Source organism: Jejuia sp. G7-7, assembly GCF_055808955.1.
In genome coordinates this window covers 1-22023 of the sequence record NZ_JBVVSZ010000002.1, presented here as the reverse complement: position 1 = coordinate 22023, position 22023 = coordinate 1, and the positions used below count along the sequence as shown (strand labels likewise).

The window sequence follows — 22023 nt, the reverse complement described above, 5'->3', positions numbered from 1 at the left end:
TCAAATATAAATTTTATACTTAAAACAGGATTTATATATGAAACAAATTAGTTACCTAAACTGGGAAGTGAAACCTAAAAAGTAATTAACTAAATTATTAACTAAACTAAACTAAATTATGAGGAAAAATTATTTTTTCAGATGCCTCTTCGACAAATTTAAGTTTACTAACAAAAAGAGCCTATTATGTGGTTTCTTTTTGGTTAGTGCTTTTATGTTGAATGCACAGAACATGACAGTAACAGGAATTGTTACTGATGAATCAAGCCAACCATTAATTGGCGCAAACATTATTGTTAAAGGAACAACAACTGGGGCTGTTACAGATTTTGATGGTAATTACTCTATATCTGTTAATCAAGGTGCTGTTTTGGTAGTATCTTACACTGGGTATCAAACCAAAGAAGTAACGGTTGGTTTGGATTCTAACATTAATATTCAATTAGCAGAAGACACACAATCTTTAGATGAAGTAATACTTATTGGTTATGGAAGTAGAAAGAAAAGTGATGTTGTTAGTGCTGTAAGTACCGTGGACAGTGACTTTATTACAGCCCAACCTTCTGCAGATGCTACAAGAGCATTACAAGGTAGTGCTTCGGGTGTTACAGTAGTTGCTTCTGCAAGACCAGGCCAACAAGCTCAAATTAGAATAAGAGGTTTGGGTAGTATAAATGGCAACTCTCCTTTATTTATTGTAGATGGAGTTATTGGAGGTGCGGCACCACCGCCAGACCAAATTGAATCTATGCAAGTGTTAAAGGATGCCTCTTCTACAGCAATATATGGAGCAAGAGGAGCAAGTGGTGTAGTTTTAATCACTACAAAATCTGGTCGTAGAAATCAGGCACCAAAATTTCAATTTAATGTTAGAACTGGATTTGGAAAAAGTAATGCCAAGTATGATTTGGTTACAGATCCTGAGTTAATTGGTCAAATGCTCTGGTTAGAGCAAACGAATGATGGAATAACGCCAACACATCCTCATTTTAATTTTGATCCTAATGATATTATGGGAACTACTGTTAACGATTATTTGTTTCCAAATGGAGCTTCTGTTGGAGATCCTTCAACTGATCCTTCATTGTATGTGCCAAGAGATTATCCTATTACATTAACCAATAGAAATGGAACAGATTGGATAGACGAAAGTTTTAGAAATGCATTATTGCAGGACTATAACATGGCAGTATCAGGTGGTTCTGAGAAAACTGTTTATGCTTTTAACGCTAGTTTTTTTGATGAAGAAGGAGTATTTAAGTATAATTCTTTTAACAGATATGCCTTTAGATCTAATGTAGAATCAGAAATTACTAGCTGGTTAACTATTGGAAAGCGACTAGGAGCTACGCTTACTGAAAGTAAGGGTAATACAACAGGTTTTAATAGATATGTTGAAACAAGTCCATTAATACCATTGCGCGATATTGCTGGCAATTATGCTGGTGGTATTGTTGGAGGGGGTTTGAATGACGGACCAAATCCAGTAGGAACTCTTTTTAGAGAGCGAAGAGATTTAAGAAAAAATTTGAATCTAGTTGGTAATTTTTATATTGAAATAGAACCAATTGAGAATTTAAAGTTTAAATCATTATTTGGTTATAATATGAATTGGTTTAAGAACCATAACCCGGTTTTTGCTGATCCTGAAAACACTAATGGAGCTACATCGGATGCTTTAAATGAAACTAGAAGTGATAATTTAACATGGAATTTCTCTAACACCATTAATTATACTAGAACTTTTAATGATATTCATAACCTTGAAGTATTAGTAGGAATGGAATCTACAAAAGCTCATTTTGATCAAATTACAGCTGGACGAACAGATTTCCTTTCAACAAATGAAGATTTCTTTTTGTTAAGTTCTGGATCAGCTGATGGAGTTACAAATGGGTCAGCAGCTTGGGAATGGTCTTTATTTTCTTTATTTTCAAGAGCTTTTTATTCTTATGATGACAAATATATGATTGAAGGAACTATTCGTCGTGATGGGTCTTCAAGATTTGGTGCTAATAATAGATATGGTTATTTTCCTGCAGCTTCTGCTGGTTGGATGATTTCTAAAGAGAACTTTATGGAAGATGTTGACTGGGTAAATAGGCTAAAATTCAGAGCAGGTTGGGGGCAATCAGGAAACGACCAAATTGGAAACTATAATGGTTTTACAACCTTTGGTTCGGGAATAGGGAACTCGTTTTATGGTATCGGGGGTAACGATAACATAATTTCATTAGGGTATCAGTCAACTGCATATGGTAATCCTGATGCTAAATGGGAAACTACAGAATCTACTAATTTTGGTATTGATGCAACACTTTTTAATAGTTTAGATATAAGTGTAGACGTTTGGAAAAAAACTACCAGAGATATGTTGTTCCGTACTACAATTCCTAATGTTGTTGGACAAGCGCAAGCACCATTCGTTAATGTAGGTACCATGGATAATAAGGGATTAGACATTGAGGTAACTTATAGAGGTACTGTAGGTGCAGATTTAAGTTATAGCCTAGGTGTAAATGTATCTACTTATACTAATGAAGTTACCAAGTTATCATCTTCAGAAGGCGATTTCCTTATTGGTAGATCAGAGCGTGGACAAACTTATACTAGGGTAGAAACAGGTAGGTCTTTTCCTGAGTTTTTTGGATATGTTACTGATGGTATATTCCAGACACAAGCTGAAGCCGATGGGCATCCAACAAATGGCACTTATAATCAACCAGGTAATTTAATTATTCGTGATGTTAACGGCGATGGTGAAATTACACCTGATGATCGTACTTGGATTGGAAATCCACACCCAGACTTTACAGCAGGTATCAATATTGGTATTCAATACAAGAATTTTGATTTAACATCTATTTGGTATGCTAGTGTAGGTAACGATGTAGTTAATTACCTGAATCGTTTTACACGTTGGGGATTATTTCAAGGGCCAAAATCTGCTGATCGCTTATACCGCTCATGGGGTAGCCCTTATTTAGCTAATAATGCTGATGCCGTTTTACCTAAAGCATCTGGATCTACAAGTTTTGAACAAAACACTAATAGCGAGTTTATTGAAGATGGTTCTTTTTTAAGAATGAAAAATATTCAATTAGGGTATAACCTACCTGATGCCGCTATAGATAAATTAGGGTTAACAAGCTTACGTTTATATGTAATGGGAACTAACCTTGTTACTTTATTTGATACGTATTCAGGTTTAGATGTTGAAGTTGCACCTGCAAATGAAATAGATAGAGGTTTTGACAGAGGAACTTGGCCAGCACCTAAACAAATAATATTTGGAGTAAATATTGGTATATAAAATAAAAAAATGAATTATGAAAAAAGTACATTTAAAAATTAGCTTATTAGCTGCAATGCTAATAGTATGCTTTTCTTGTAAAGAAGAGTTTTTAGAAGAGAACCCAAAAGGACAGGTAGACATAAATGCTCTATCTGATGAGGCTGGTGCAGACTTACTGTTAATAGGAGCCTACTCACTTATTGATGGCGTATCTCAAGGCGGTCCAGGAGGGGCGGGAGAAGCTTCTGCTACCAATTGGGTTTGGGGAGATGTGCCCTCTGATGATATGCATCGTGGTGACCAAACTGGAGGCTGGAGTGCAATAAATTTAATAGAACGTTATGAAGTAGATCCTGCTAACCCTTGGTTAGAAGGTTTGTGGTCTGCCAACTATGACGGTGTAGCAAGGGCTAATGACGTTATAAAAGTATTGAGAAATGCTGGAGATCAAATACCAGCAGATAAGGCTAGACAGTTTGAGGCTGAAGCAAGATGGTTACGTGCTTGGTTCCATTTTCAATTAAGAACTAAAATTGAAAGAATACCTTATATTACTGAAGATGTAAACCCTGCTGAAGTAACTAATGATAGAGAGGTATGGGATGATATTGAAGCCGATTTGCAATGGGGTATTGATAATAATATGGCTGAACAACCCTCAGATGTGGGAAGAGCATCGCGTTGGGCAGCAAAAGCTCTAAAAGCAAGAGTACATATGTTTCAAAATGAATTTGCTCTAGCAAAACCATTATTAGACGATATCATTGATGATGGGCCTTTTTCATTGATGCCTCATTTTTATGATAATCATGATGAAGAAAAGCAGAATAATGCTGAGAGTATTTTTGAAGTACAATATACTGTAAATGATGGAAGTTCTGGAGGTTGGAATGCTGGTGCTGATCATAGAACACTATTCCCAAGAGGGTCTGATGTTGGCCTTTGTTGCTCTTACAGCTGCACCTAGCTTCGACTTATTTAATGCATTTAAAGTAGATGCTGATGGATTACCTCTTTTAGATACTTTCCAAGATGATTTATTATTAGAAGATTATCAAATATTAGATACCGATGAATTTACCCCAACTGATGAGTTGCTTGATCCAAGAGTGGATTGGACTATTGCAAGACGAGGAATTCCATTTTTAGATTGGGGACCAATGAGTGGTAGTGATTGGATGTTAGATCCATCAGGTATGGGGCCATTTTTGAATAAGAAAATAATGTGGTATCAGAGAAACAGAGGAGAAATTTCAATAGCAACTCGTACTTGGTCTAGAGGTATGAATGGTAACAATTGGAGACTATTTAGGTTAAGTCATATTATGTTATGGCGTGCCGAAGTTGCCATTGAAGAGAATGATCTAGGGACTGCTGTAGATTTAGTCAATGAGATACGTGAGCGCGCTCAAGACGACATTGTTATGGGTAAAGTAGCAAATACTAAGTTTGGTGCTTCAGATCCTATTGTAATTGATGATACTCAGCCTGCTGCCAATTATATGTTTGGGCTTTATCCATCATTTCCAGATCAAGATTATGCAAGAAAAGCAGTACGTCACGAAATTCGCTTAGAATTTGCTCTTGAGGGTATGCGTTTCCCAGACTTAGTGCGTTGGGGTATTGATGCAGATGTTATATCTAAGTATATACAATCTGAATTATCAGGTGATAGGTTGCCTTGGATTCAAGGTGCTTCATATAATGCTGGACAGGATGATCATTGGCCAATTCCACAATCTCAAATAGATTTACAACCTGAGGTTTTAATTCAAGATCCAGCATATTAATTAGATTGTTTTAGTCACAGTTTTTTATATATTGTTTAGTTGAAAAATGGCAATTGTTTCTTATTGAAACAATTGCCATTTTGTCTAAACAAAGTAAAATCTATTTTGATGAAATTAGTTATTTAAGTTAAAAAGTATATTTATTATAAATTGATTAAATTGTATCAATCTGTTATATTGATGTATAATTCAACTCATATAAAATTCCGAAACATTTGTTTTAAATTAATGCTATTGTTGCTAAGTCTCAATTTTGCATTAATATTAAATGCTCAGAATTCAAATTTAAAGTTTGAACACTTTATTGATGATAAGGGATTTACTCAGCATTCAGTAATGAAAATTATTCAAGATTTGGATGGTTTTATTTGGATTGGAACTTTAAATGGACTTTATAAATATGATGGACAAAAATTTACAGTTTATAGGCATCAACTTAATAATGCAAATAGTCTAGTAAGTAATTCTATTTATGAACTTGAGTTAGACGTTGATGGTAATATTTTAATAGGTACAGGTAAAGGTCTTAGTAAATACAATAGAATTACTGAATCATTTACAACGTATCCTATTGCATTACAAAATTCTAGAATAGCAAGTATTTGTGTGCAAGAAAATGGAGATTTATGGGTAGGAACATTGCATTCTGGATTATATTATTTTAAGTATGGTGATGTTAAAGGAGAAAATCCAATACATTATTTACATAAACCAAATCAAGAATCCAGCCTATTAAGTAATCAAATACATTCACTCATAAAAGATACCTATGGAGATATATGGGTAGGAACTCTTGAAGGTTTAAACAAAATTGTAGTAAATAATGGAGTTACTGAATTTGTTCGTTTTGAAAACATTAGCGATAGCATTAAACTATTATTTGTAGATAGTACTGGCACACTATGGCTATCAACTACAGGACACCGTCTTATTAAAATTAAAAGCCCCAAACGGTTTAATAATCCTTCTCAAAAAGATTTTGAAGAATATTTTTTTAATGTTGGAAAACCTGACACAAAAGAATCAGGAGGAATAATTACACTATTTGAAAATCATGATGGTAACTTGCTATTTGGTATTCATGGTTTTGGTCTCTATTTTTTTAATACAAAAACAGGAAAATATACTAAGTATGTTCACGATCTAGCAATGCCTAAAAGTATAAGTAGTAATAATATAGAAACAATACTGGTAGATAAAACCAATGTGCTTTGGGTTGGGACAGAAGGAGGTGGGTTGAATAAATGTGATTTAAAGCAAAAAGAGTTTCTTTTTTTAATCAAAATATACTTTCTGAAAACTCATTGAGTAATTCGTCTGTTAATTTTATAGTAAAAGACGATGATAGTTTTTGGGTTGGTACTCAAGATGGATTGAACAGAATGGAATTTAAGAATGGTAGTTATAATGAGCCAAGTTTTGAGCATTTTTATATTAGTAGGAGTGGAAAATCTAATCATTTTAAAACCCAAGATTACACATGGTCTTTTTTAAAAGATAGTGATAATGACTGTTGGATAGGTAGTACTCAAGGATTAGTACATATGCAAAAAGACAAAAAAACTAATAAAGTTGTTTTTGGGCATACTGATATTAAAATGGTAGAAATTCTCTCGTCCATTGAAGATAAAAATGGTGTTTTGTGGTTTGGTTCTTTAATAGATGGCTTAATAAAATGGCCTAAAAAGAAAAGAGATATTTATGTAGAGTTTGATTTTTCTAATCGAATATATTATTTGCCAGACAAGGATGATAAATATAGTATAAGTGCCAAAGAAGTCACTTGTCTATATGAGGATAGTAATGATAATATTTGGGTTGGTACACTTCAAGGAGGCTTAAATTTAGTTGTTCCAGATAAAACAAATGGGCAAGATCAGTTTGTGTCATTTCAGCATGACCCTAGTACCCCTAATTCTTTAAGTCATAATTCGGTTTTTTCTATTTTAGAAGGTAGGGGTGGCGAATTTTGGATTGGAACTTTTGGAGGAGGTCTCAATAAAATGATCTTACCAAGTCAAGGTAATCCAGATCCAATTTTTAAACATTATACAGAAGAAGATGGTTTAGTAAATAATGCCGTTTATGGTTTACTAGAAGATGATAACGGCGATTTGTGGATTAGTACAGATAATGGGATTTCCCATTTTAACCCTGAAACTGAAATATTTAAAAACTTTAAGAAAGAAGATGGATTGCAGGGTAATAATTTTAGAATGAATGCCTATTTTAAAAACAATGATGGCTATTTGTTTTTTGGAGGACATAGGGGACTAAATGTTTTTCATCCAGATAATTTGAAAGAAAATGATATTCCTGCGTCAATCAAAATTACTGGATTTAAAATAAAAAATGAACCTATAAGTATAGGTGAGAATTATAATGGTAGAATAGTATTTGATAAAAGTCTTACTGTATTGTCTAAACCTATTAATTTAAAGTATCATGAAAACACCATAACTTTTGAATTTGCAGCGCTTCATTTCGCCGCCCCTAAGAAAAACAAATATAGGTATAAGCTAGAAGGTTTTAATAATAACTGGGTAGAGTCTAAAGAATTACCATTTGCCCACTATACTAATTTATCTCCAGGTAATTATACATTTAAAGTAAAGGCTTCAAATAATGATGGAGTATGGAATGATGTTCAAGCAAGCATAAAGCTAAATATTAAAGCACCTTTTTGGCTAACTTGGTGGGCGTATATCTTATATGCGTTATTGCTATTTGGAATCATTTGGGGATTTTATTTGTATTTTAATTTAAAATCTGAACAACGTGCTTCCATTAAAGTGCAAAAAGAAATTGAGCAGGTAAATAAACTGAAACTACAATTTTTCACTAATATTTCACATGAGTTTAAAACTCCAATTACTTTAATATTGAATCCTGTAGAAGATCTAATAGAGTCTATTAGTGAAAATCCTAGTATTCAATCTAAGTTGAAGGTTGTAAAGCGTAATGCAGATTCCTTGTTAAGATTGGTGCATCAACTCATGGAGTTTAGAAGGATTGAGGTTGGTGAGACAAAGTTAGGGGCTACAAAATCTAACATTGTTAATTTTATTAAGGAAATAACCTATTCTTTTCAGGTATCGGCAAAGAAAAAGGGTGTAGATATTTATTTTGAGAGCAAGTTAGGGGAAGTCCAAGCTTGGTTTGATTGGGATAAACTAGAGAAAATACTAAATAATTTGATATATAATGCAATTAAATTTACTCCAGTTAATGGTAAAATAAAAGTTAAAGTAAGTAAGTCTAAAATAGATGAAAAGATACAAATTATTAACAGATCTGTTAGTGCAAGATATTTACAAATTGAGATAGAAGATAACGGTGTTGGTCTGGATAAGGCTCAGCTGCCTTATGTGTTTCAAAGATTTTATCAGGTGGATCAATCGAATAAAGCCGCTAATAAAGGGTCTGGTATAGGATTGGCTATAACTAAAGATTTGGTGGATTTACACCATGGTAAGATAGAAGTTGCTTCACAGAAGAATAAAGGCACTATTTTTACCATAAAACTTCCACTTGGTAATACCCACTTACTGCCAGAAGAAATTATAGAAATTATTACCAAAGAACCAGTAAATAAAGAAGCAACTGATGATGAGTTATTGTTAAATAAAAGTTACCTGAATTCAGAAATAACAATAAAAAATGGTGGAGATAGAAATGTAGTTTTGGTAGTGGATGATAACCAAGACATACGGGAGTTAGTTAAAGAAGGACTCAGCCAGAATTATAGAATAATAGAGGCTGAACATGGAAAAGAGGCACTTAATTTGGTTTTAAAGGAAATGCCTGATTTGGTAATAAGCGATGTTTTGATGCCTGAAATGGATGGGGTAGAATTATGCGTAATCAGTTAAAAACTAACATACGCACTAGTCATATTCCTATTATATTACTTACAGCTTTGAATTCGGTAGAACATAGAATAGAGGGGTTAGAGTCTGGAGCTGATGCCTACATTCCAAAACCGTTTAAAATGAAACTTTTATTGGTACGTGTAGAAAAGCTTATAACGTCAAGAACACTAATGAGAAAGCGCTACCAGACAGAAAAAGAACTAACTCCAGAAAAAAATTACCTTGAACTCAATTGATGAAGAATTCTTAAAAAACGTTATGAATTTTATGGAAACCAATATGGGTAATGAAACGTATTGGGTTGATGAACTGGCATCAGATATGAATATTAGCCGATCTACATTTTTTAGAAAGCTAAAAAGTTAACAGGGCAAGCTCCTAATGATTTTATGCGGATGGTAAGATTAAAACGGGCAATACAATTATTGGAACAGAATAAGTTAACTATTGCTCAAGTAAGTTATATGGTTGGGTTTAGTCACCCTAACTACTTCGGAAATGTTTCAGAAAGGTCTATGGTGATACTCCATCTAATTATATAAAGTCAAGACTTAAAAATAAAAAAGTGTTATGAGCAAGAGATTATTTTACTTTATAACATCATATTTATAATAATAACTTTTGCTAAAGGTTTTAATATGAAATCTATAATTAAAAATTTACTTTTTATTACAGTATTATGCATGTTTTATTCTTGTAAAACAAAAAGTGATAGTTTGAAAATTTATTTAGATCAAAGCATATCAAGGAGTAATATTGAATATGGAATTCGAATTTTAAAACAACAATTGGCTAACCAAGAAATCAATTTTAGCTATACCAATAATAAAAGTAAAGCTGATTTTATCATAGAAAAACTAAAAACTAATTCTCATTCTGATGGTTTTCAACTTAGTAATAACAAATCTGTTTTAAGCCTAGTATCAGAAAGCAAACGTGGTTTAGTTTATGGTTTACTAGATATAAGTTCGCAACTTAAAAAAGGGAAATCTCTTTCTAATATTGAAGCAAAAGATGTAAAAGCACATTACCTTTTAGAGCAATTAAATTCAATCTACCATGGTTTTCATACAGAAGTGGTGAAAACCTATCCTTCATTATGAGACCTGTCGTGATTTAAAGTTTTGGGAATCTTTTTTAGACATGATGGTTGAAAATAAGTTCAACGCCTTAACACTTTGGAATTTGCATCCATATATTTTTATGGTAAAACCAACCAACTTTCCAAAGGCGTCTCCATTTACCGATGAAGAAATGGTAGAATGGAAAAACTTCTTTAAGACACTTTTTAAAATGGCTAAAACTAGAGGTATTGATACTTATGTCGTGAACTGGAATATATTTGTGTCAGAAGAATTTAGTAAGGAATATGGTGTTGCAGATTATTCTAATGCAGCGGGTTTTTGGGGAGAAGGGGAAACAAATGAACTTATTGAGCGATATACTCGAGAAATTGTAACTCAAACCATTAACGAATATGAAGATTTAACAGGGATAGGAATTACTCTTGGAGAGCGTATGGGAGCATGACCTCTGAGCAACGCAAGATTGGATTGACAGAACCATTATTGCAGGTTTGAAAAATGCAGATCAAGAAGCACGATTAATCTATAGAGCGCCACTTTCAGCAGGAAAATCTAGTGAAGGTACTGTTAGCGTCTCTACAGAAGAGTTGACAAGGGAAGCAATTGAAAATATCGGGCTGGAAGAGGATGTACTTGTTGAATTTAAATTCAATTGGTCTCATGCCCATTCTTCTCCTAAAGTTTCAATAGTTCATGGCGGTATTTTAACAGATACCTATTGGAAGCCAGAACCAAAAAACTACAAAGGTATTTGGACTATGCGTAACGAAGATTTTTTCGCACTACGATGGGCTCAGCCAGATTTTATTAGAAGTTTTATCAATTATAACAGTCAGTCTTATATTGGTGGGTGTATAATTGGGTTGAAACCTATATTCCTGCAAAAGATTATATCTCAAAAGAAGAATTTAGAACTTGGGATTATGCTTTTGAAAGACAATGGTTATTTTACAAAATTTGGGGGAATTTGTTGTATAATAAGGATGCCAAAGATACTTATTTTGCTGAGGCGATTAACGATAAATTTCACACGGAAAAAGGCGATGAGATTTTAAAAGCATGGAAATTAGCTTCAATGAATGCTAATAGATTAGCTAGTTTTTATCAAGGTACATGGGATGCTACTTTATACACAGAAGGTTTTACGACAGTAGGCGGTAAGTTTATTGATATTGAAAAATTAATCAATCAACCTGTTCTAGATTCTTCATACGTTAATATTAAAGATTTCGTTAAAGGCGATTTTATAGAAGACCAAATAACACCATTGAAATTGGCAACTATTGCCGAAAAAGAAAGTAAGCAAGCTCTTGCTATTCTAGATGATATTGAAGAAAGCGATATTCAAACTAGACTTAAAATTGAGCTGAACGATATAAAAGCTTGGAGTCATTTTGGATTATATTTTGCAGAAAAAATAAGAGGAGGTGTGGCTTTGGAACGATATAGATTAACTAATCAAAAAGAACAACAAAAGTTGGCAATTGCATATTTAAAAAATGCATTAAATGAATGGGTGATTTATACGGAAACTATGGAAATGTATAATGTTTCTGAAATGCCATATCAGTTTGATGCTAATTTTTCTTGGCGGAAACATATAAAAGATGCAGAACGAGATATAAATATAGCTTCACAATAAACAATTTTAAGAGTTACTTTTATGAAATATACATTAAGTTTACTTCTAAATTGAAGTACAATAAATGATATTAATACCAACACTCCTAGAAAGCAATTACTCCTTTACCGGAAACATAATCTTAGGTATTCTTTTATGTGCTGTCCTTTTTTTAATATTCTTATTCATCAGAAAAATAATCACAACTATTTTAGATGGCATAGAAATGTTTTATGCCTTATTTACAAAGCGTCCAATATTTATTCATTTTTATCTTTTCAAAAGAAAACTAAATCGAAATCAAATACATGTTTTAAGCAAACAATTCTCTTTTTATAATAGACTACAAAAAAAGCATCAAACTTATTTTGAACATCGAGTAGCAACATTTATTAAAAAGAAAAATTTTGAAGGTAAAGGCAGTTTTATAATAACTGATGAATCTAAAGTTTTAGTTTCAGCAACTGCAGTAATGCTCACTTTTGGTTTTAGAAATTTTTTAATTGAATATATTAAGAACATCATTATTTATCCTCAAGCCTATTATTCAAACATTTCTAAAGTATATCATAAAGGCGAATTTAATCCAAGACTTGAAACGCTAGTATTGTCTTGGGATAATTTTGTTGAAGGCTTTAAAATTGAAGATGATAAATTGAATTTAGGAATACATGAATTTGCACACGCCATTCATTATAATAGTATAAAGCAAGAAGATATTAATTCTGTACTATTTGTAGACACTTTTAATGAGTTAAGAACTATGTTAGTTTCGAACAAAAAACTAAAAGCAGATTTAGTAGCTTCAGAGTTTATTAGGACTTATGCTTTTACTAATGATTCTGAATTGTTGGCAGTAGTAATAGAAACTTTTATCGAATCTCCAACAGAGTTTAAAAAACTATTTCCAGAGATATATAACAAAGTAAAACAAATGCTAAATTTTAACTTTTCAGGTTATTAGGGTTTTTGTCATGACTTTTGTCATAATTTTTCTTCATTTTGATTCGTAATTTAGAGGTAACTAAACTAAAATATTTAGAAAATGATACGAAAATCACCAGTTTCGATGATAATGACTGAGAACGTCATTACATTGAAAAAAGACGACCATTTAGAAAAAGCAGAGCATTTGTTTAAGCACCACAGAATAAGACATATTCCTGTTGTTAATGAAGATGTTATCATTGGTATGTTAAGTTATACTGACCTTTTAAGACTAAGTTTTGGAGATGTAACAGATACTAATAGTAACGAAGCAGATATAGCCGTGTATAATATGTTTACTATTAATCAGGTTATGAATAGAAAAACAGTAACGGTATCATCATCAAACTCTATTAAAGAAGTAGCAGAAATATTGGCAACTAGAGAGTTTCATGCTTTACCAGTAGTTGATAATAATAAGTTAGTAGGTATTGTGACCACAACAGATCTGATTAAGTATTTACTTCTGCAATTTTAATGGGACTAAATTTTTAGTATAGAAGTTTTGAAGCTGATTTTTATCATTAACTCTACCTTAAAACAGTATTAATTTTGTTTAGTAATTTAAAAATCATAAATTATGAGAGAGCCAGTACTTGTTTCAGATATAATGACAAAAAATGTAGTTGGTTTAACCCGTTCAGACGATTTAAAACGGGCTAATATGTTGTTTAATAGACATAGAATAAAACATATTCCAGTAGTCTCAGGCGAAACTATTATTGGTATGTTGAGCTTTACTGATTTAATGAAAATAAGTCAAGTAGAAACATCTAATAATGATGATAAAACAATAAGCTTGGTGGTGCAAAATTCTTACACTATTGAGCAAGTTATGGAAAAAGAGCTAGTTACAATAACAACAAATACCACTATAAAAGCAGCCGCGAAAATTTTAGCAAATAGAGAGTTTCATGCCCTCCCAATTACTGAAGATGGTACGCTAGTTGGAATTATTACAACCAGAGATTTATTGAAGTATTTAGTAAAACAGCTTTAAGAGTTTGCAATCGTTTTTAGGTTTTTTATGGTTTCAGTTTGGTTATTGCTTTTAAACACGTGGCTACCAGCAACAAAAACATCTGCACCTGCATCTGCCAATTGTTTAATGTTTTTATCAGTAACACCACCGTCAATTTCAATACGTGTATTTAAGCCTTGATCGTTAATCATTTTTCTAAGTTTTTTACACGGTTGTAAGTCATGTCTTCAAATTTTTGACCACCAAAACCAGGGTTAATAGACATTAATAAAATCATAAAACATTCTGGTAAAATATCTTCTAAAACAGATACAGGTGTTGTAAGATTAAGGACTACTCCAGCTTTACAACCTGCATCTTTAATTTGTCTTAAAGTACGGTGTAAATGCACAGTAGATTCATGATGAACCGTAATAATATCTGCGCCAACTTTTGCAAATTCTTCAATATAACGCTCGGGTTTTTCAATCATTAAATGCACATCCAAAGGTTTTGTAGCATGTTTTTTAATAGCTTGAATTACAGGCATGCCGTAAGAAATGTTGGGTACAAAATGACCATCCATAACATCAATATGAAACCAATCAGCATCACTATTGTTAACCATTTCTGTATCACGTTGTAGGTTGCCAAAATCGGCAGCAAGCATTGAAGGTGCAATTAATTTAGAAGCCATTTATCTGAAGTTCTTTTTAGTTTTTGCAAATGTAATTAAAATGCGAAGATTAATTGTTTTTTTTGAAAGAAGACACGTTGAAAAGTATCTTCTTTTCGGGAAGACAAAAGATGAGAAAAAAGTGAACCCCCGGTAATCAGCCGAGGGTTCTTTCATCAATCAAAAAAACGAACAGTTATGTTGTAACTGTTGTTACCTTAATTTAGTCGTAATTCTTTCAAATTACTATCCTAAATATGTTTTTAATATTTTACTTCTAGACGTATGTTTTAATCTACGAATGGCTTTTTCTTTAATTTGTCTAACACGCTCACGAGTTAAATCGAAAGTCTCTCCAATTTCTTCAAGAGTCATTGGATGTTGGTTTCCTAAACCAAAGTATAAACGAATCACATCAGCCTCACGAGGTGTTAATGTTTCTAAAGCACGCTCAATTTCTGTACGTAAAGATTCGTGTAATAATTCTTTATCAGGGTTTGGCGACTCTCCAGAGTTTAATACATCATATAAGTTAGAATCCTCACCCTCAACTAAAGGCGCATCCATACTTACATGTCGACCAGAGTTTTTCATAGATTCCTTAACATCGTTAATCGTCATATCCAACTCTTTTGCTATTTCTTCAGCAGAAGGTGGACGCTCATGACTTTGCTCCAAGAAAGCAAATGTTTTATTAATCTTGTTAATAGAGCCAATTTTATTTAATGGTAAACGTACAATACGCGATTGTTCAGCCAAAGCTTGAAGAATCGATTGACGAATCCACCAAACCGCATACGATATAAATTTAAAACCACGTGTTTCATCAAAACGTTGAGCAGCCTTAATTAAACCTAAATTACCCTCATTAATTAAATCTGGTAACGTAAGCCCTTGGTTTTGGTATTGTTTCGCCACAGATACAACAAAGCGTAAATTAGCCTTAGTTAATTTCTCTAAAGCTATTTGGTCGCCAGCTTTAATACGTTGTGCTAATTCAACTTCCTCATCGGCTGTAATTAAATCAACCTTACCAATTTCCTGTAGATATTTATCTAACGAAGCGGTTTCTCTATTGGTAACCTGCTTCGTAATTTTAAGTTGTCTCATCTAATGTCTCCTGAATTTAATTGTGAATAAATAGGTCGTTCAATAGTTATACGTATAAACGTTACATTTTGTTACAAAAAAAGCCAAACTATTTTTAACTCTTTGTTATTTAGACACGTAACTATTTAAAAAGTCACTTAAGTATTATGTTTTGGGCATTACCAATATCCTGAATTTAGTTCAGGATATTGGTCGGGCTTTCACTACTCGCTCCCTCCTAAAAAGTCGGGGAGCTCAAACATGCCGTTCAATCCCTAATGCGCTTACTCTTGTGGCTCACTCAAATTGCGAAACCAAAATAAATTATTTGAGATATATTGGTTTGTCAAAAATTTTCAGTCTTGTTAGCTGAGGACAAAAGTTTCGAGTCAACATGTAAGAATTCACTACTTTTTATATGTTATATCCTCATGTTGCGCTTTCGTTTTTTTATTTAGTTTTTGTCAGTTTCGTATAATACTTTTCATATTCATCATAAAATTCAGCCAATTTTGGTGTCATCAATTTTCTGATTTCAGCCATTTCGTTTGCACATTTCCCCAGCAATAATGATTCGCAATATGAAACATTCAGCGCATTTATTAATTCAGAATTCAGTCTGTCAATCCGAGATTCTTGAAATTCAAAACAGCGCTTTAATTCCGAGTGATTTTTAGTTTTTATCTGCTCAATATTATAGTCCGAAAATCTTTCCATTCTAAAGTGAACCATTTCTGGTTCTTCATCTTCTATTTCGTTTTTCAGAATAGGAAATTCAGTTATCAACTCCGAATAATATTCATTTGGATTCATTTTTCCATCATCAGAATTTATCCAATTTTTACTTTTCATTTTGATTCCTTTTGAGTGAGTTCAAATGACACACAACGTGTTTGTGTATGGTTAGTTGCGTGTTTCAGCAACTAATTTAGTAAACAAAAACTTGCGCGAGAAAATTCCAAAGGAATTTTCAAAATAAGCACTAGCCAAAGCAATTAATTATACACGGCTTAAGTTTACAATTCATTAAATTTAGAATATAAACAGAAAAGACAAAAGAGAGGAATAAGGTTATTATATACGCAGAAGCAAAAGACTTCGTCAACATAGACAATCCCCTCTCTTTTCTACACAGATTTCGTACAGTTCTATGAGGCTTTTTAGACCTCGCTTTTAAGTCGTTGAAACTCGCGTAGATTGTCCTTTCAAAAAATAGTTTCTTATGAATAAAGATATTAAATATTTTGGACTTGACATCAGTCATTTAGTTTTCGATGTTACCGATTCTGATGGTAATTATTATCAGTTTAAAAACAATGAATTTGGCTTTAAGAAGTTTACAAAACTCTTAGATTGTGATAGCCATTATTGTAATGGAAGCTACAGGTTACTATCATTATCAGTTGGCTTATCACTTGCTAGAATCAGGTATAAAAGTATCTGTAGAGAATCCATTAGCTGTAAAACGATTTATACAAATGAAGTTGTCAAAAATTAAGACAGATAAGAGCGATTCTAAACTTATATGTGATTATGCAGAGCAGGTTGAATTAAAGTTATGGCAAGGTAATTCTAAACACGAAACAGTATGTCTTCAAATTGTCAGAGCCCTTTCTGTATATACAAAACAAAGCACGATGTTAAAAAACAAATTACACGGTGAAGCAGTTTTAGGACATCCAAGTAAAGATGTTTTGAGATCCTTAAAGCGTAGTTTAAAGCATCTTGAGAAAGAGATAAAAACCTTAGAAGATAAGTTATTGGATTTGGTAAAACAAGTACATCAAGATTTGTTAACGCGTTTAAAAACTATTCCAGGTATTGGTCCTAAAACAGCAATTATGTTAGTGGTTTTAACAGGTGGCTTTGATCGTTTTACAAACGCAAGCGAATTATGTAGTTATGCTGGTTTAACACCAGTAATTAGACAAAGTGGAAGTAGTGTAAATGGACGACCAAGAATTAGTAAAATAGGAAATCAGAAACTGAGAAATTTATTATTTATGTGCAGTTTTAATGCTTGTAAATACAACAAAGCTTGCCGTGATCTTTATGAGCGAATAGTAGCCAAAGAAAAGAGTAAAAAATTAGCATTAATAGCTGTCTGTAATAAGTTGCTAAAACAGGCCTTTGCTATCGCTAAATCAGGATTAATATATGATGGTGAATATAAAAGTACTTTAGTGAAAAATTAATGAATTTTTACTTGTTTTTTACCACAGTACTTTGTTGTGTGTAGTTTTTGTTAATAGATTATTGAATCTAAGGCAGTTCCATTGTCGTAATCAACAATTTTTGTTAAAATACCCTTTTCATTAAAATATTTCAATTTACCATGATAAAACCCTTTATTGACATACCCTTCAAGTTTCTTTATTCCAGAATCATAATATGTTATACAAGAACCTTGATGTTTGTTATTTCTTTTTTGTGAACGCTCTATTATTGTACCATTTTCATTGTATAGAATAAAATTGCCATGAGCATTGTAATCAACTAAATCAGCCTTTGCTTTTAATTCGCCATTTTTAAAATAGATATAAATTTTACCAGATGATTTCAAAGTCAATGTGTCTAAGTTTATTATTTGAACCCTCTCAATATTTCCATTATCAAAAAAGTTTTGCATGTATCTTTTCTTTTCCCGTTCCAGTAATTTCTATAATGTTCAACTTGTCCATTTTTATAATAACTTGTCATGTGGCCATGAAGTACATTATTTTTTAAAAAATTCATTTCTTCTAATTCTCCACTTTCAAAATAGTGTGAAGATTTTCCATTTTGTTTTCCTTTTATATTTGTTGCTTTACTTTTTAGATTTCCATTTTCCCAATAATCTTCTCTAATTCCGTGTAAAGTGTCATTAACATATTCCACGATTTGTTTAATAGTTTCTCCATCTTTGTAGTAGAATTTCCATTTGCCTTGATACATATTATTTTCAAACAAACCTTCTGATTGTAGTAACCCAAGATTTGAATGATAGCCTCTATAATTTCCATTTTCAAAGACCTTACTGACAATTGAATCTGATTTGAATTTGATTGTTCTAATTAGCTTATCTTCTTTGTTAAAGTATTTAATAATTCGATTAGGAAAGCTGTCAATAACTTTTAATTCAGCGTATCTACTTCCATTTGGAAAGAAATAGGTCGAATACGATTTAGGCAGTTTTATTTCTAATTCAGGGTTTATTTTTTGCCATTTTCCAGCTTTGCCATTTTCTTGGTAGAAAACATAATTTTCATTCCGAAAATTCCCATTAGAAATATCGTCTTTGCAAGAAGAAAGAATGATTAAAAGAAGTAATAAATATCTTATTTTCAATTCAGTAGGTTGGTTTGGTTAAATTACACACAACGGTTGAGCTATGAACAGTACGGGAGCAAACTAGCGTTTACTTTCCGCCACGCACATAGCAAAATCTTTTTGTTTTGTTTTTTCTTTTCCTTGTTTAAAGCAAAATCCAAAAGATTTTGCGGACTTCATAAAAATACGCAAATCATTCGTTTAAGCCCGATGCCCGTATTGTTTATAGGTTGTGTTGTACACAGTTATTTCCCCGCAATTTGTTTAAAATCAAGTATTTCAGACAAATATATTTCATTCAAATACTCGTTGTAATAGTCATCTCTTTTGTAAATGAAAGATTTTTCGGCTTTGTCTATATGAATTTTAGCTAAATTAAAATCACCAAGTTTTTGATATGTTTTAGCCAAACCAAAATGAGCTTCACAAATATTTTCGGATTGCTTTAATGCCCTTTGAAATTCTGAAATAGCTTTTTCTAGGTTTCCTAATTCGTATTCACAAAGACCTAAATACACGAAAGTGTGAATATCCGCCCAATCTTCCTCTTGGTTTATTACACTTTGATTGAAAGCTTTAATTGCATTTTGATAGTCTTTGTTTCCATAATGGCACTCTCCGCGAAGAAAGTCGATATCCTCACCCCATGGCGCGTCAACAACATTTGGTGTTAAGCTATCAAGTCGGTCAAAATCTATCAAAGCTTTATCGTAATCGCGCAATTTTCTTAATCTTATCCAACCTCGGTAGCCTAAGTGCTTTACTGGTTCTAGTTCTACGGCTTTGTTCAAATACTCGAATCCTTTGCTGAAATCTCCAGCTTTGTTAATCAATACAGAGCGTTCCATCCAGGCATCGCTATTATCTTGATTTAATTCAATTGCCTCATCATAAGCGTGAGCGTCGACCATTAGATTTGATTTTTCGACATCAGTTCTCGTAGTCCACCAAATTCCAACACCAATAATCGTTAATAGAATTATTGAGCCAAGTCCGATGAATAAATATTTAAAAAATTTCTTCAATTTTTCCGTTTTTTATTTTTAGTCTGATAAGGTTGTAGGTTTTATAATCTTTGTCTTGTTTCCAGTCCGTTAATCCAACTGCAATTTGCTCAAGTTTTTTTATTAACTCTCCGTTGTTAAATTCCGTGTTATCGTAATTTTCGTCAATTTGGAAGGTTTCAATATCACAGAATTTTCCAGTTTTCGTTACATTCAATCTCAATGTTATAAATCCATTACTCGGTGAGATATTTGTTTCGGATAATTGAATTTCTCCAAATACCTTTCTTAAAGTAGGGCCCTCTCCTTCAATTCGGCTATTAATTCCGTTTGCCCAATATGGCATTATATCTTCATCGCATTCATTTTTGTCTTGTGAAAAGGATAGAAGTGTAAATAATGTTATTAAAACTAAAATTTTCTTCATAATTGTGTACAACGGTTATGTATAAGATTAGTGGCGTGTTTTAACAACTAATTTAGTAAACAAATACTTGCCAGCGGAAAATTCCACAGGAATTTTCCAAGTAAGCTAGAACTAGCCATTAATTTTATACTTTGTTGTGTGTAGTTTTTGTTAATAGATTATTGAATCTAAGGCAGTTCCATTGTCGTAATCAACAATTTTTGTTAAAATACCCTTTTCATTAAAATATTTCAATTTACCATGATAAAACCCTTTATTGACATACCCTTCAAGTTTCTTTATTCCAGAATCATAATATGTTATACAAGAACCTTGATGTTTGTTATTTCTTTTTTGTGAACGCTCTATTATTGTACCATTTTCATTGTATAGAATAAAATTGCCATGAGCATTGTAATCAACTAAATCAGCCTTTGCTTTTAATTCGCCATTTTTAAAATAGATATAAATTTTACCAGATGATTTCAAAGTCAATGTGTCTAAGTTTATTATTTGAACCCTCTCAATATTTCCATTATCAAAAAAAGTTTTGCATGTATCTTTTCTTTTCCCGTTCCAGTAATTTCTATAATGTTCAACTTGTCCATTTTTATAATAACTTGTCATGTGGCCATGAAGTACATTATTTTTTAAAAAATTCATTTCTTCTAATTCTCCACTTTCAAAATAGTGTGAAGATTTTCCATTTTGTTTTCCTTTTATATTTGTTGCTTTACTTTTTAGATTTCCATTTTCCCAATAATCTTCTCTAATTCCGTGTAAAGTGTCATTAACATATTCCACGATTTGTTTAATAGTTTCTCCATCTTTGTAGTAGAATTTCCATTTGCCTTGATACATATTATTTTCAAACAAACCTTCTGATTGTAGTAACCCAAGATTTGAATGATAGCCTCTATAATTTCCATTTTCAAAGACCTTACTGACAATTGAATCTGATTTGAATTTGATTGTTCTAATTAGCTTATCTTCTTTGTTAAAGTATTTAATAATTCGATTAGGAAAGCTGTCAATAACTTTTAATTCAGCGTATCTACTTCCATTTGGAAAGAAATAGGTCGAATACGATTTAGGCAGTTTTATTTCTAATTCAGGGTTTATTTTTTGCCATTTTCCAGCTTTGCCATTTTCTTGGTAGAAAACATAATTTTCATTCCGAAAATTCCCATTAGAAATATCGTCTTTGCAAGAAGAAAGAATGATTAAAAGAAGTAATAAATATCTTATTTTCAATTCAGTAGGTTGGTTTGGTTAAATTACACACAACGGTTGAGCTATGAACAGTACGGGAGCAAACTAGCGTTTACTTTCCGCCACGCACATAGCAAAATCTTTTTGTTTTGTTTTTTCTTTTCCTTGTTTAAAGCAAAATCCAAAAGATTTTGCGGACTTCATAAAAATACGCAAATCATTCGTTTAAGCCCGATGCCCGTATTGTTTATAGGTTGTGTTGTACACAGTTATTTCCCCGCAATTTGTTTAAAATCAAGTATTTCAGACAAATATAAAAGGAAAACAAAATGGAAAATCTTCACACTATTTTGAAAGTGGAGAATTAGAAGAAATGAATTTTTTAAAAATAATGTACTTCATATTATAACAAGTTGTTATAAAATGGACAAGATGAACATTATAGAAATTACTGGAACGGAAAAAAAGATACATGCAAAACTTTTGACAAATATAAATCTTGAGTTTCAAATAATAAACTTAGACACATTGACTTTGAAATCATCTGGTAAAATTTATATCCTTATTTTAAAAATGGCGAAACAAAAGGCTGTTGGATTGATTACAATATGCATGATATACAATGAAAATGGTACAATAATAGAGCGTTCACAAAAAAGTAACAAACATCAAGGTTCTTTAATAACATATTATATTCTGGAATAAAGAAACAGCAG

Annotated in this window: 23 protein-coding genes and 2 pseudogenes; 17 read left to right on the top strand and 8 right to left on the bottom strand. The window is 32.0% G+C overall.

Annotated elements, in window-relative coordinates; genetic code table 11:
• Window positions 1-232: 232 nt before the first annotated feature.
• The 15 genes from AC0L5U_RS10170 to AC0L5U_RS10100 all read left to right on the top strand — a co-directional run bounded on the left by AC0L5U_RS10170 (window position 233) and on the right by AC0L5U_RS10100 (window position 13650).
• On the top strand, window positions 233-3313 hold the full coding sequence (locus AC0L5U_RS10170) for a SusC/RagA family TonB-linked outer membrane protein (protein ID WP_473416289.1): 3081 nt from the start codon (window positions 233-235) through the stop codon (window positions 3311-3313).
• A 16-nt stretch (window positions 3314-3329) separates the two neighbouring features.
• Complete coding sequence (locus tag AC0L5U_RS10165; RefSeq protein ID WP_473416288.1) at window positions 3330-4262, top strand: RagB/SusD family nutrient uptake outer membrane protein; 933 nt, start codon at window positions 3330-3332, stop codon at window positions 4260-4262.
• Entirely contained in the window at window positions 4228-5085 is an 858-nt protein-coding gene (locus tag AC0L5U_RS10160; protein ID WP_473416287.1) for a RagB/SusD family nutrient uptake outer membrane protein, read from the top strand. The genes AC0L5U_RS10165 and AC0L5U_RS10160 overlap by 35 nt, the downstream gene beginning before the upstream one ends.
• A 234-nt stretch (window positions 5086-5319) precedes the next feature.
• A complete protein-coding gene (locus AC0L5U_RS10155; RefSeq protein ID WP_473416286.1) occupies window positions 5320-6393 on the top strand; it encodes a ligand-binding sensor domain-containing protein in 1074 nt (357 codons plus the stop codon).
• Complete coding sequence (locus AC0L5U_RS10150) at window positions 6390-8957, top strand: ATP-binding protein (protein WP_473416284.1); 2568 nt, start codon at window positions 6390-6392, stop codon at window positions 8955-8957. Before AC0L5U_RS10155 ends, AC0L5U_RS10150 begins: the two co-directional genes overlap by 4 nt.
• Window positions 8942-9193, top strand: a complete 252-nt coding sequence (locus AC0L5U_RS10145; protein ID WP_473416282.1) for a response regulator — start codon at window positions 8942-8944, stop codon at window positions 9191-9193. The genes AC0L5U_RS10150 and AC0L5U_RS10145 overlap by 16 nt, the downstream gene beginning before the upstream one ends.
• Window positions 9180-9323: a hypothetical protein gene (locus AC0L5U_RS10140; protein WP_473416281.1), complete on the top strand. Its 144-nt coding sequence runs from the start codon at window positions 9180-9182 to the stop codon at window positions 9321-9323. The genes AC0L5U_RS10145 and AC0L5U_RS10140 overlap by 14 nt, the downstream gene beginning before the upstream one ends.
• Before the next feature lie 23 nt (window positions 9324-9346).
• Window positions 9347-9499 carry a helix-turn-helix transcriptional regulator gene (locus AC0L5U_RS10135; RefSeq protein WP_473416279.1) on the top strand — a complete coding sequence of 51 codons (153 nt, stop codon included), beginning with the start codon at window positions 9347-9349 and terminating at the stop codon, window positions 9497-9499.
• A gap of 174 nt (window positions 9500-9673) precedes the next feature.
• Entirely contained in the window at window positions 9674-10060 is a 387-nt protein-coding gene (locus AC0L5U_RS10130) for a hypothetical protein (RefSeq protein WP_473416277.1), read from the top strand.
• A gap of 40 nt (window positions 10061-10100) precedes the next feature.
• Complete coding sequence (locus AC0L5U_RS10125; protein ID WP_473416276.1) at window positions 10101-10487, top strand: hypothetical protein; 387 nt, start codon at window positions 10101-10103, stop codon at window positions 10485-10487.
• Between the two features lie 46 nt (window positions 10488-10533).
• Window positions 10534-11097 carry a hypothetical protein gene (locus AC0L5U_RS10120; protein ID WP_473416275.1) on the top strand — a complete coding sequence of 188 codons (564 nt, stop codon included), beginning with the start codon at window positions 10534-10536 and terminating at the stop codon, window positions 11095-11097.
• The gene (locus AC0L5U_RS10115; RefSeq protein ID WP_473416274.1) at window positions 11010-11684 is read left to right on the top strand and encodes a hypothetical protein; all 675 of its coding nucleotides are present in this window, start codon (window positions 11010-11012) and stop codon (window positions 11682-11684) included. Before AC0L5U_RS10120 ends, AC0L5U_RS10115 begins: the two co-directional genes overlap by 88 nt.
• Window positions 11685-11748: 64 nt before the next feature.
• On the top strand, window positions 11749-12627 hold the full coding sequence (locus AC0L5U_RS10110) for a zinc-dependent peptidase (protein ID WP_473416273.1): 879 nt from the start codon (window positions 11749-11751) through the stop codon (window positions 12625-12627).
• An 81-nt stretch (window positions 12628-12708) separates the two neighbouring features.
• Window positions 12709-13128, top strand: coding sequence for a CBS domain-containing protein (locus tag AC0L5U_RS10105; protein WP_473416272.1), 420 nt, complete (start codon window positions 12709-12711; stop codon window positions 13126-13128).
• 102 nt (window positions 13129-13230) lie between these two features.
• The gene (locus tag AC0L5U_RS10100) at window positions 13231-13650 is read left to right on the top strand and encodes a CBS domain-containing protein (protein WP_473416271.1); all 420 of its coding nucleotides are present in this window, start codon (window positions 13231-13233) and stop codon (window positions 13648-13650) included.
• On the opposite strand, the pseudogene rpe reads toward AC0L5U_RS10100, so the two are convergent.
• The 3 genes and pseudogenes from rpe to AC0L5U_RS10085 all read right to left on the bottom strand — a co-directional run bounded on the left by rpe (window position 13647) and on the right by AC0L5U_RS10085 (window position 16228).
• A pseudogene (gene rpe, locus AC0L5U_RS10095) lies at window positions 13647-14308 on the bottom strand (ribulose-phosphate 3-epimerase). The gene AC0L5U_RS10100 and the pseudogene rpe overlap by 4 nt on opposite strands.
• Window positions 14309-14533: 225 nt before the next feature.
• On the bottom strand, window positions 14534-15397 hold the full coding sequence (locus AC0L5U_RS10090; RefSeq protein ID WP_019387909.1) for a sigma-70 family RNA polymerase sigma factor: 864 nt from the start codon (window positions 15395-15397) through the stop codon (window positions 14534-14536).
• Between the two features lie 429 nt (window positions 15398-15826).
• Window positions 15827-16228, bottom strand: a complete 402-nt coding sequence (locus AC0L5U_RS10085) for a DUF7674 family protein (protein ID WP_473416268.1) — start codon at window positions 16226-16228, stop codon at window positions 15827-15829.
• A 370-nt stretch (window positions 16229-16598) separates the two neighbouring features.
• Between AC0L5U_RS10085 and AC0L5U_RS10080 the strand changes: the two are divergent.
• Window positions 16599-17571: pseudogene (locus AC0L5U_RS10080) on the top strand (IS110 family RNA-guided transposase).
• Window positions 17572-17621: 50 nt separating this feature from the next.
• Here AC0L5U_RS10080 and AC0L5U_RS10075 read toward each other — a convergent pair.
• From AC0L5U_RS10075 to AC0L5U_RS10055, 5 genes are all read right to left on the bottom strand, one after another.
• The gene (locus tag AC0L5U_RS10075) at window positions 17622-17939 is read right to left on the bottom strand and encodes a toxin-antitoxin system YwqK family antitoxin (RefSeq protein WP_473416266.1); all 318 of its coding nucleotides are present in this window, start codon (window positions 17937-17939) and stop codon (window positions 17622-17624) included.
• Window positions 17940-17959: 20 nt separating this feature from the next.
• Window positions 17960-18703: a toxin-antitoxin system YwqK family antitoxin gene (locus AC0L5U_RS10070; RefSeq protein ID WP_473416265.1), complete on the bottom strand. Its 744-nt coding sequence runs from the start codon at window positions 18701-18703 to the stop codon at window positions 17960-17962.
• Between the two features lie 227 nt (window positions 18704-18930).
• On the bottom strand, window positions 18931-19710 hold the full coding sequence (locus tag AC0L5U_RS10065; RefSeq protein ID WP_473416264.1) for a tetratricopeptide repeat protein: 780 nt from the start codon (window positions 19708-19710) through the stop codon (window positions 18931-18933).
• The gene (locus AC0L5U_RS10060) at window positions 19694-20116 is read right to left on the bottom strand and encodes a hypothetical protein (protein ID WP_473416263.1); all 423 of its coding nucleotides are present in this window, start codon (window positions 20114-20116) and stop codon (window positions 19694-19696) included. The genes AC0L5U_RS10065 and AC0L5U_RS10060 overlap by 17 nt, the downstream gene beginning before the upstream one ends.
• A gap of 150 nt (window positions 20117-20266) precedes the next feature.
• Window positions 20267-21349 (bottom strand): toxin-antitoxin system YwqK family antitoxin, encoded by a 1083-nt coding sequence (locus AC0L5U_RS10055; RefSeq protein ID WP_473416262.1) that lies wholly within the window; start codon window positions 21347-21349, stop codon window positions 20267-20269.
• A gap of 390 nt (window positions 21350-21739) precedes the next feature.
• On the opposite strand from AC0L5U_RS10055, the gene AC0L5U_RS10050 reads away from it, so the two are divergent.
• A complete protein-coding gene (locus AC0L5U_RS10050) occupies window positions 21740-22012 on the top strand; it encodes a hypothetical protein (protein ID WP_473416260.1) in 273 nt (90 codons plus the stop codon).
• The last annotated feature ends 11 nt before the right edge of the window (window positions 22013-22023 follow it).

Bases quoted from the DNA above. Each gene is read 5' to 3' on its own strand.
- AC0L5U_RS10170 (WP_473416289.1), top strand. From the start codon at position 233: ATGACAGTAACAGGAATTGTTACTGATGAATCAAGCCAACCATTAATT.
- AC0L5U_RS10165 (WP_473416288.1), top strand. From the start codon at position 3,330: ATGAAAAAAGTACATTTAAAAATTAGCTTATTAGCTGCAATGCTAATA.
- AC0L5U_RS10160 (WP_473416287.1), top strand. From the start codon at position 4,228: ATGTTGGCCTTTGTTGCTCTTACAGCTGCACCTAGCTTCGACTTATTT.
- AC0L5U_RS10145 (WP_473416282.1), top strand. From the start codon at position 8,942: ATGCGTAATCAGTTAAAAACTAACATACGCACTAGTCATATTCCTATT.
- AC0L5U_RS10135 (WP_473416279.1), top strand. From the start codon at position 9,347: ATGCGGATGGTAAGATTAAAACGGGCAATACAATTATTGGAACAGAAT.
- AC0L5U_RS10125 (WP_473416276.1), top strand. From the start codon at position 10,101: ATGATGGTTGAAAATAAGTTCAACGCCTTAACACTTTGGAATTTGCAT.
- AC0L5U_RS10110 (WP_473416273.1), top strand. From the start codon at position 11,749: ATGATATTAATACCAACACTCCTAGAAAGCAATTACTCCTTTACCGGA.
- AC0L5U_RS10105 (WP_473416272.1), top strand. From the start codon at position 12,709: ATGATACGAAAATCACCAGTTTCGATGATAATGACTGAGAACGTCATT.
- AC0L5U_RS10100 (WP_473416271.1), top strand. From the start codon at position 13,231: ATGAGAGAGCCAGTACTTGTTTCAGATATAATGACAAAAAATGTAGTT.
- AC0L5U_RS10090 (WP_019387909.1), bottom strand. From the start codon at position 15,397: ATGAGACAACTTAAAATTACGAAGCAGGTTACCAATAGAGAAACCGCT.
- AC0L5U_RS10085 (WP_473416268.1), bottom strand. From the start codon at position 16,228: ATGAAAAGTAAAAATTGGATAAATTCTGATGATGGAAAAATGAATCCA.
- AC0L5U_RS10060 (WP_473416263.1), bottom strand. From the start codon at position 20,116: ATGAAGAAAATTTTAGTTTTAATAACATTATTTACACTTCTATCCTTT.
- AC0L5U_RS10050 (WP_473416260.1), top strand. From the start codon at position 21,740: ATGAACATTATAGAAATTACTGGAACGGAAAAAAAGATACATGCAAAA.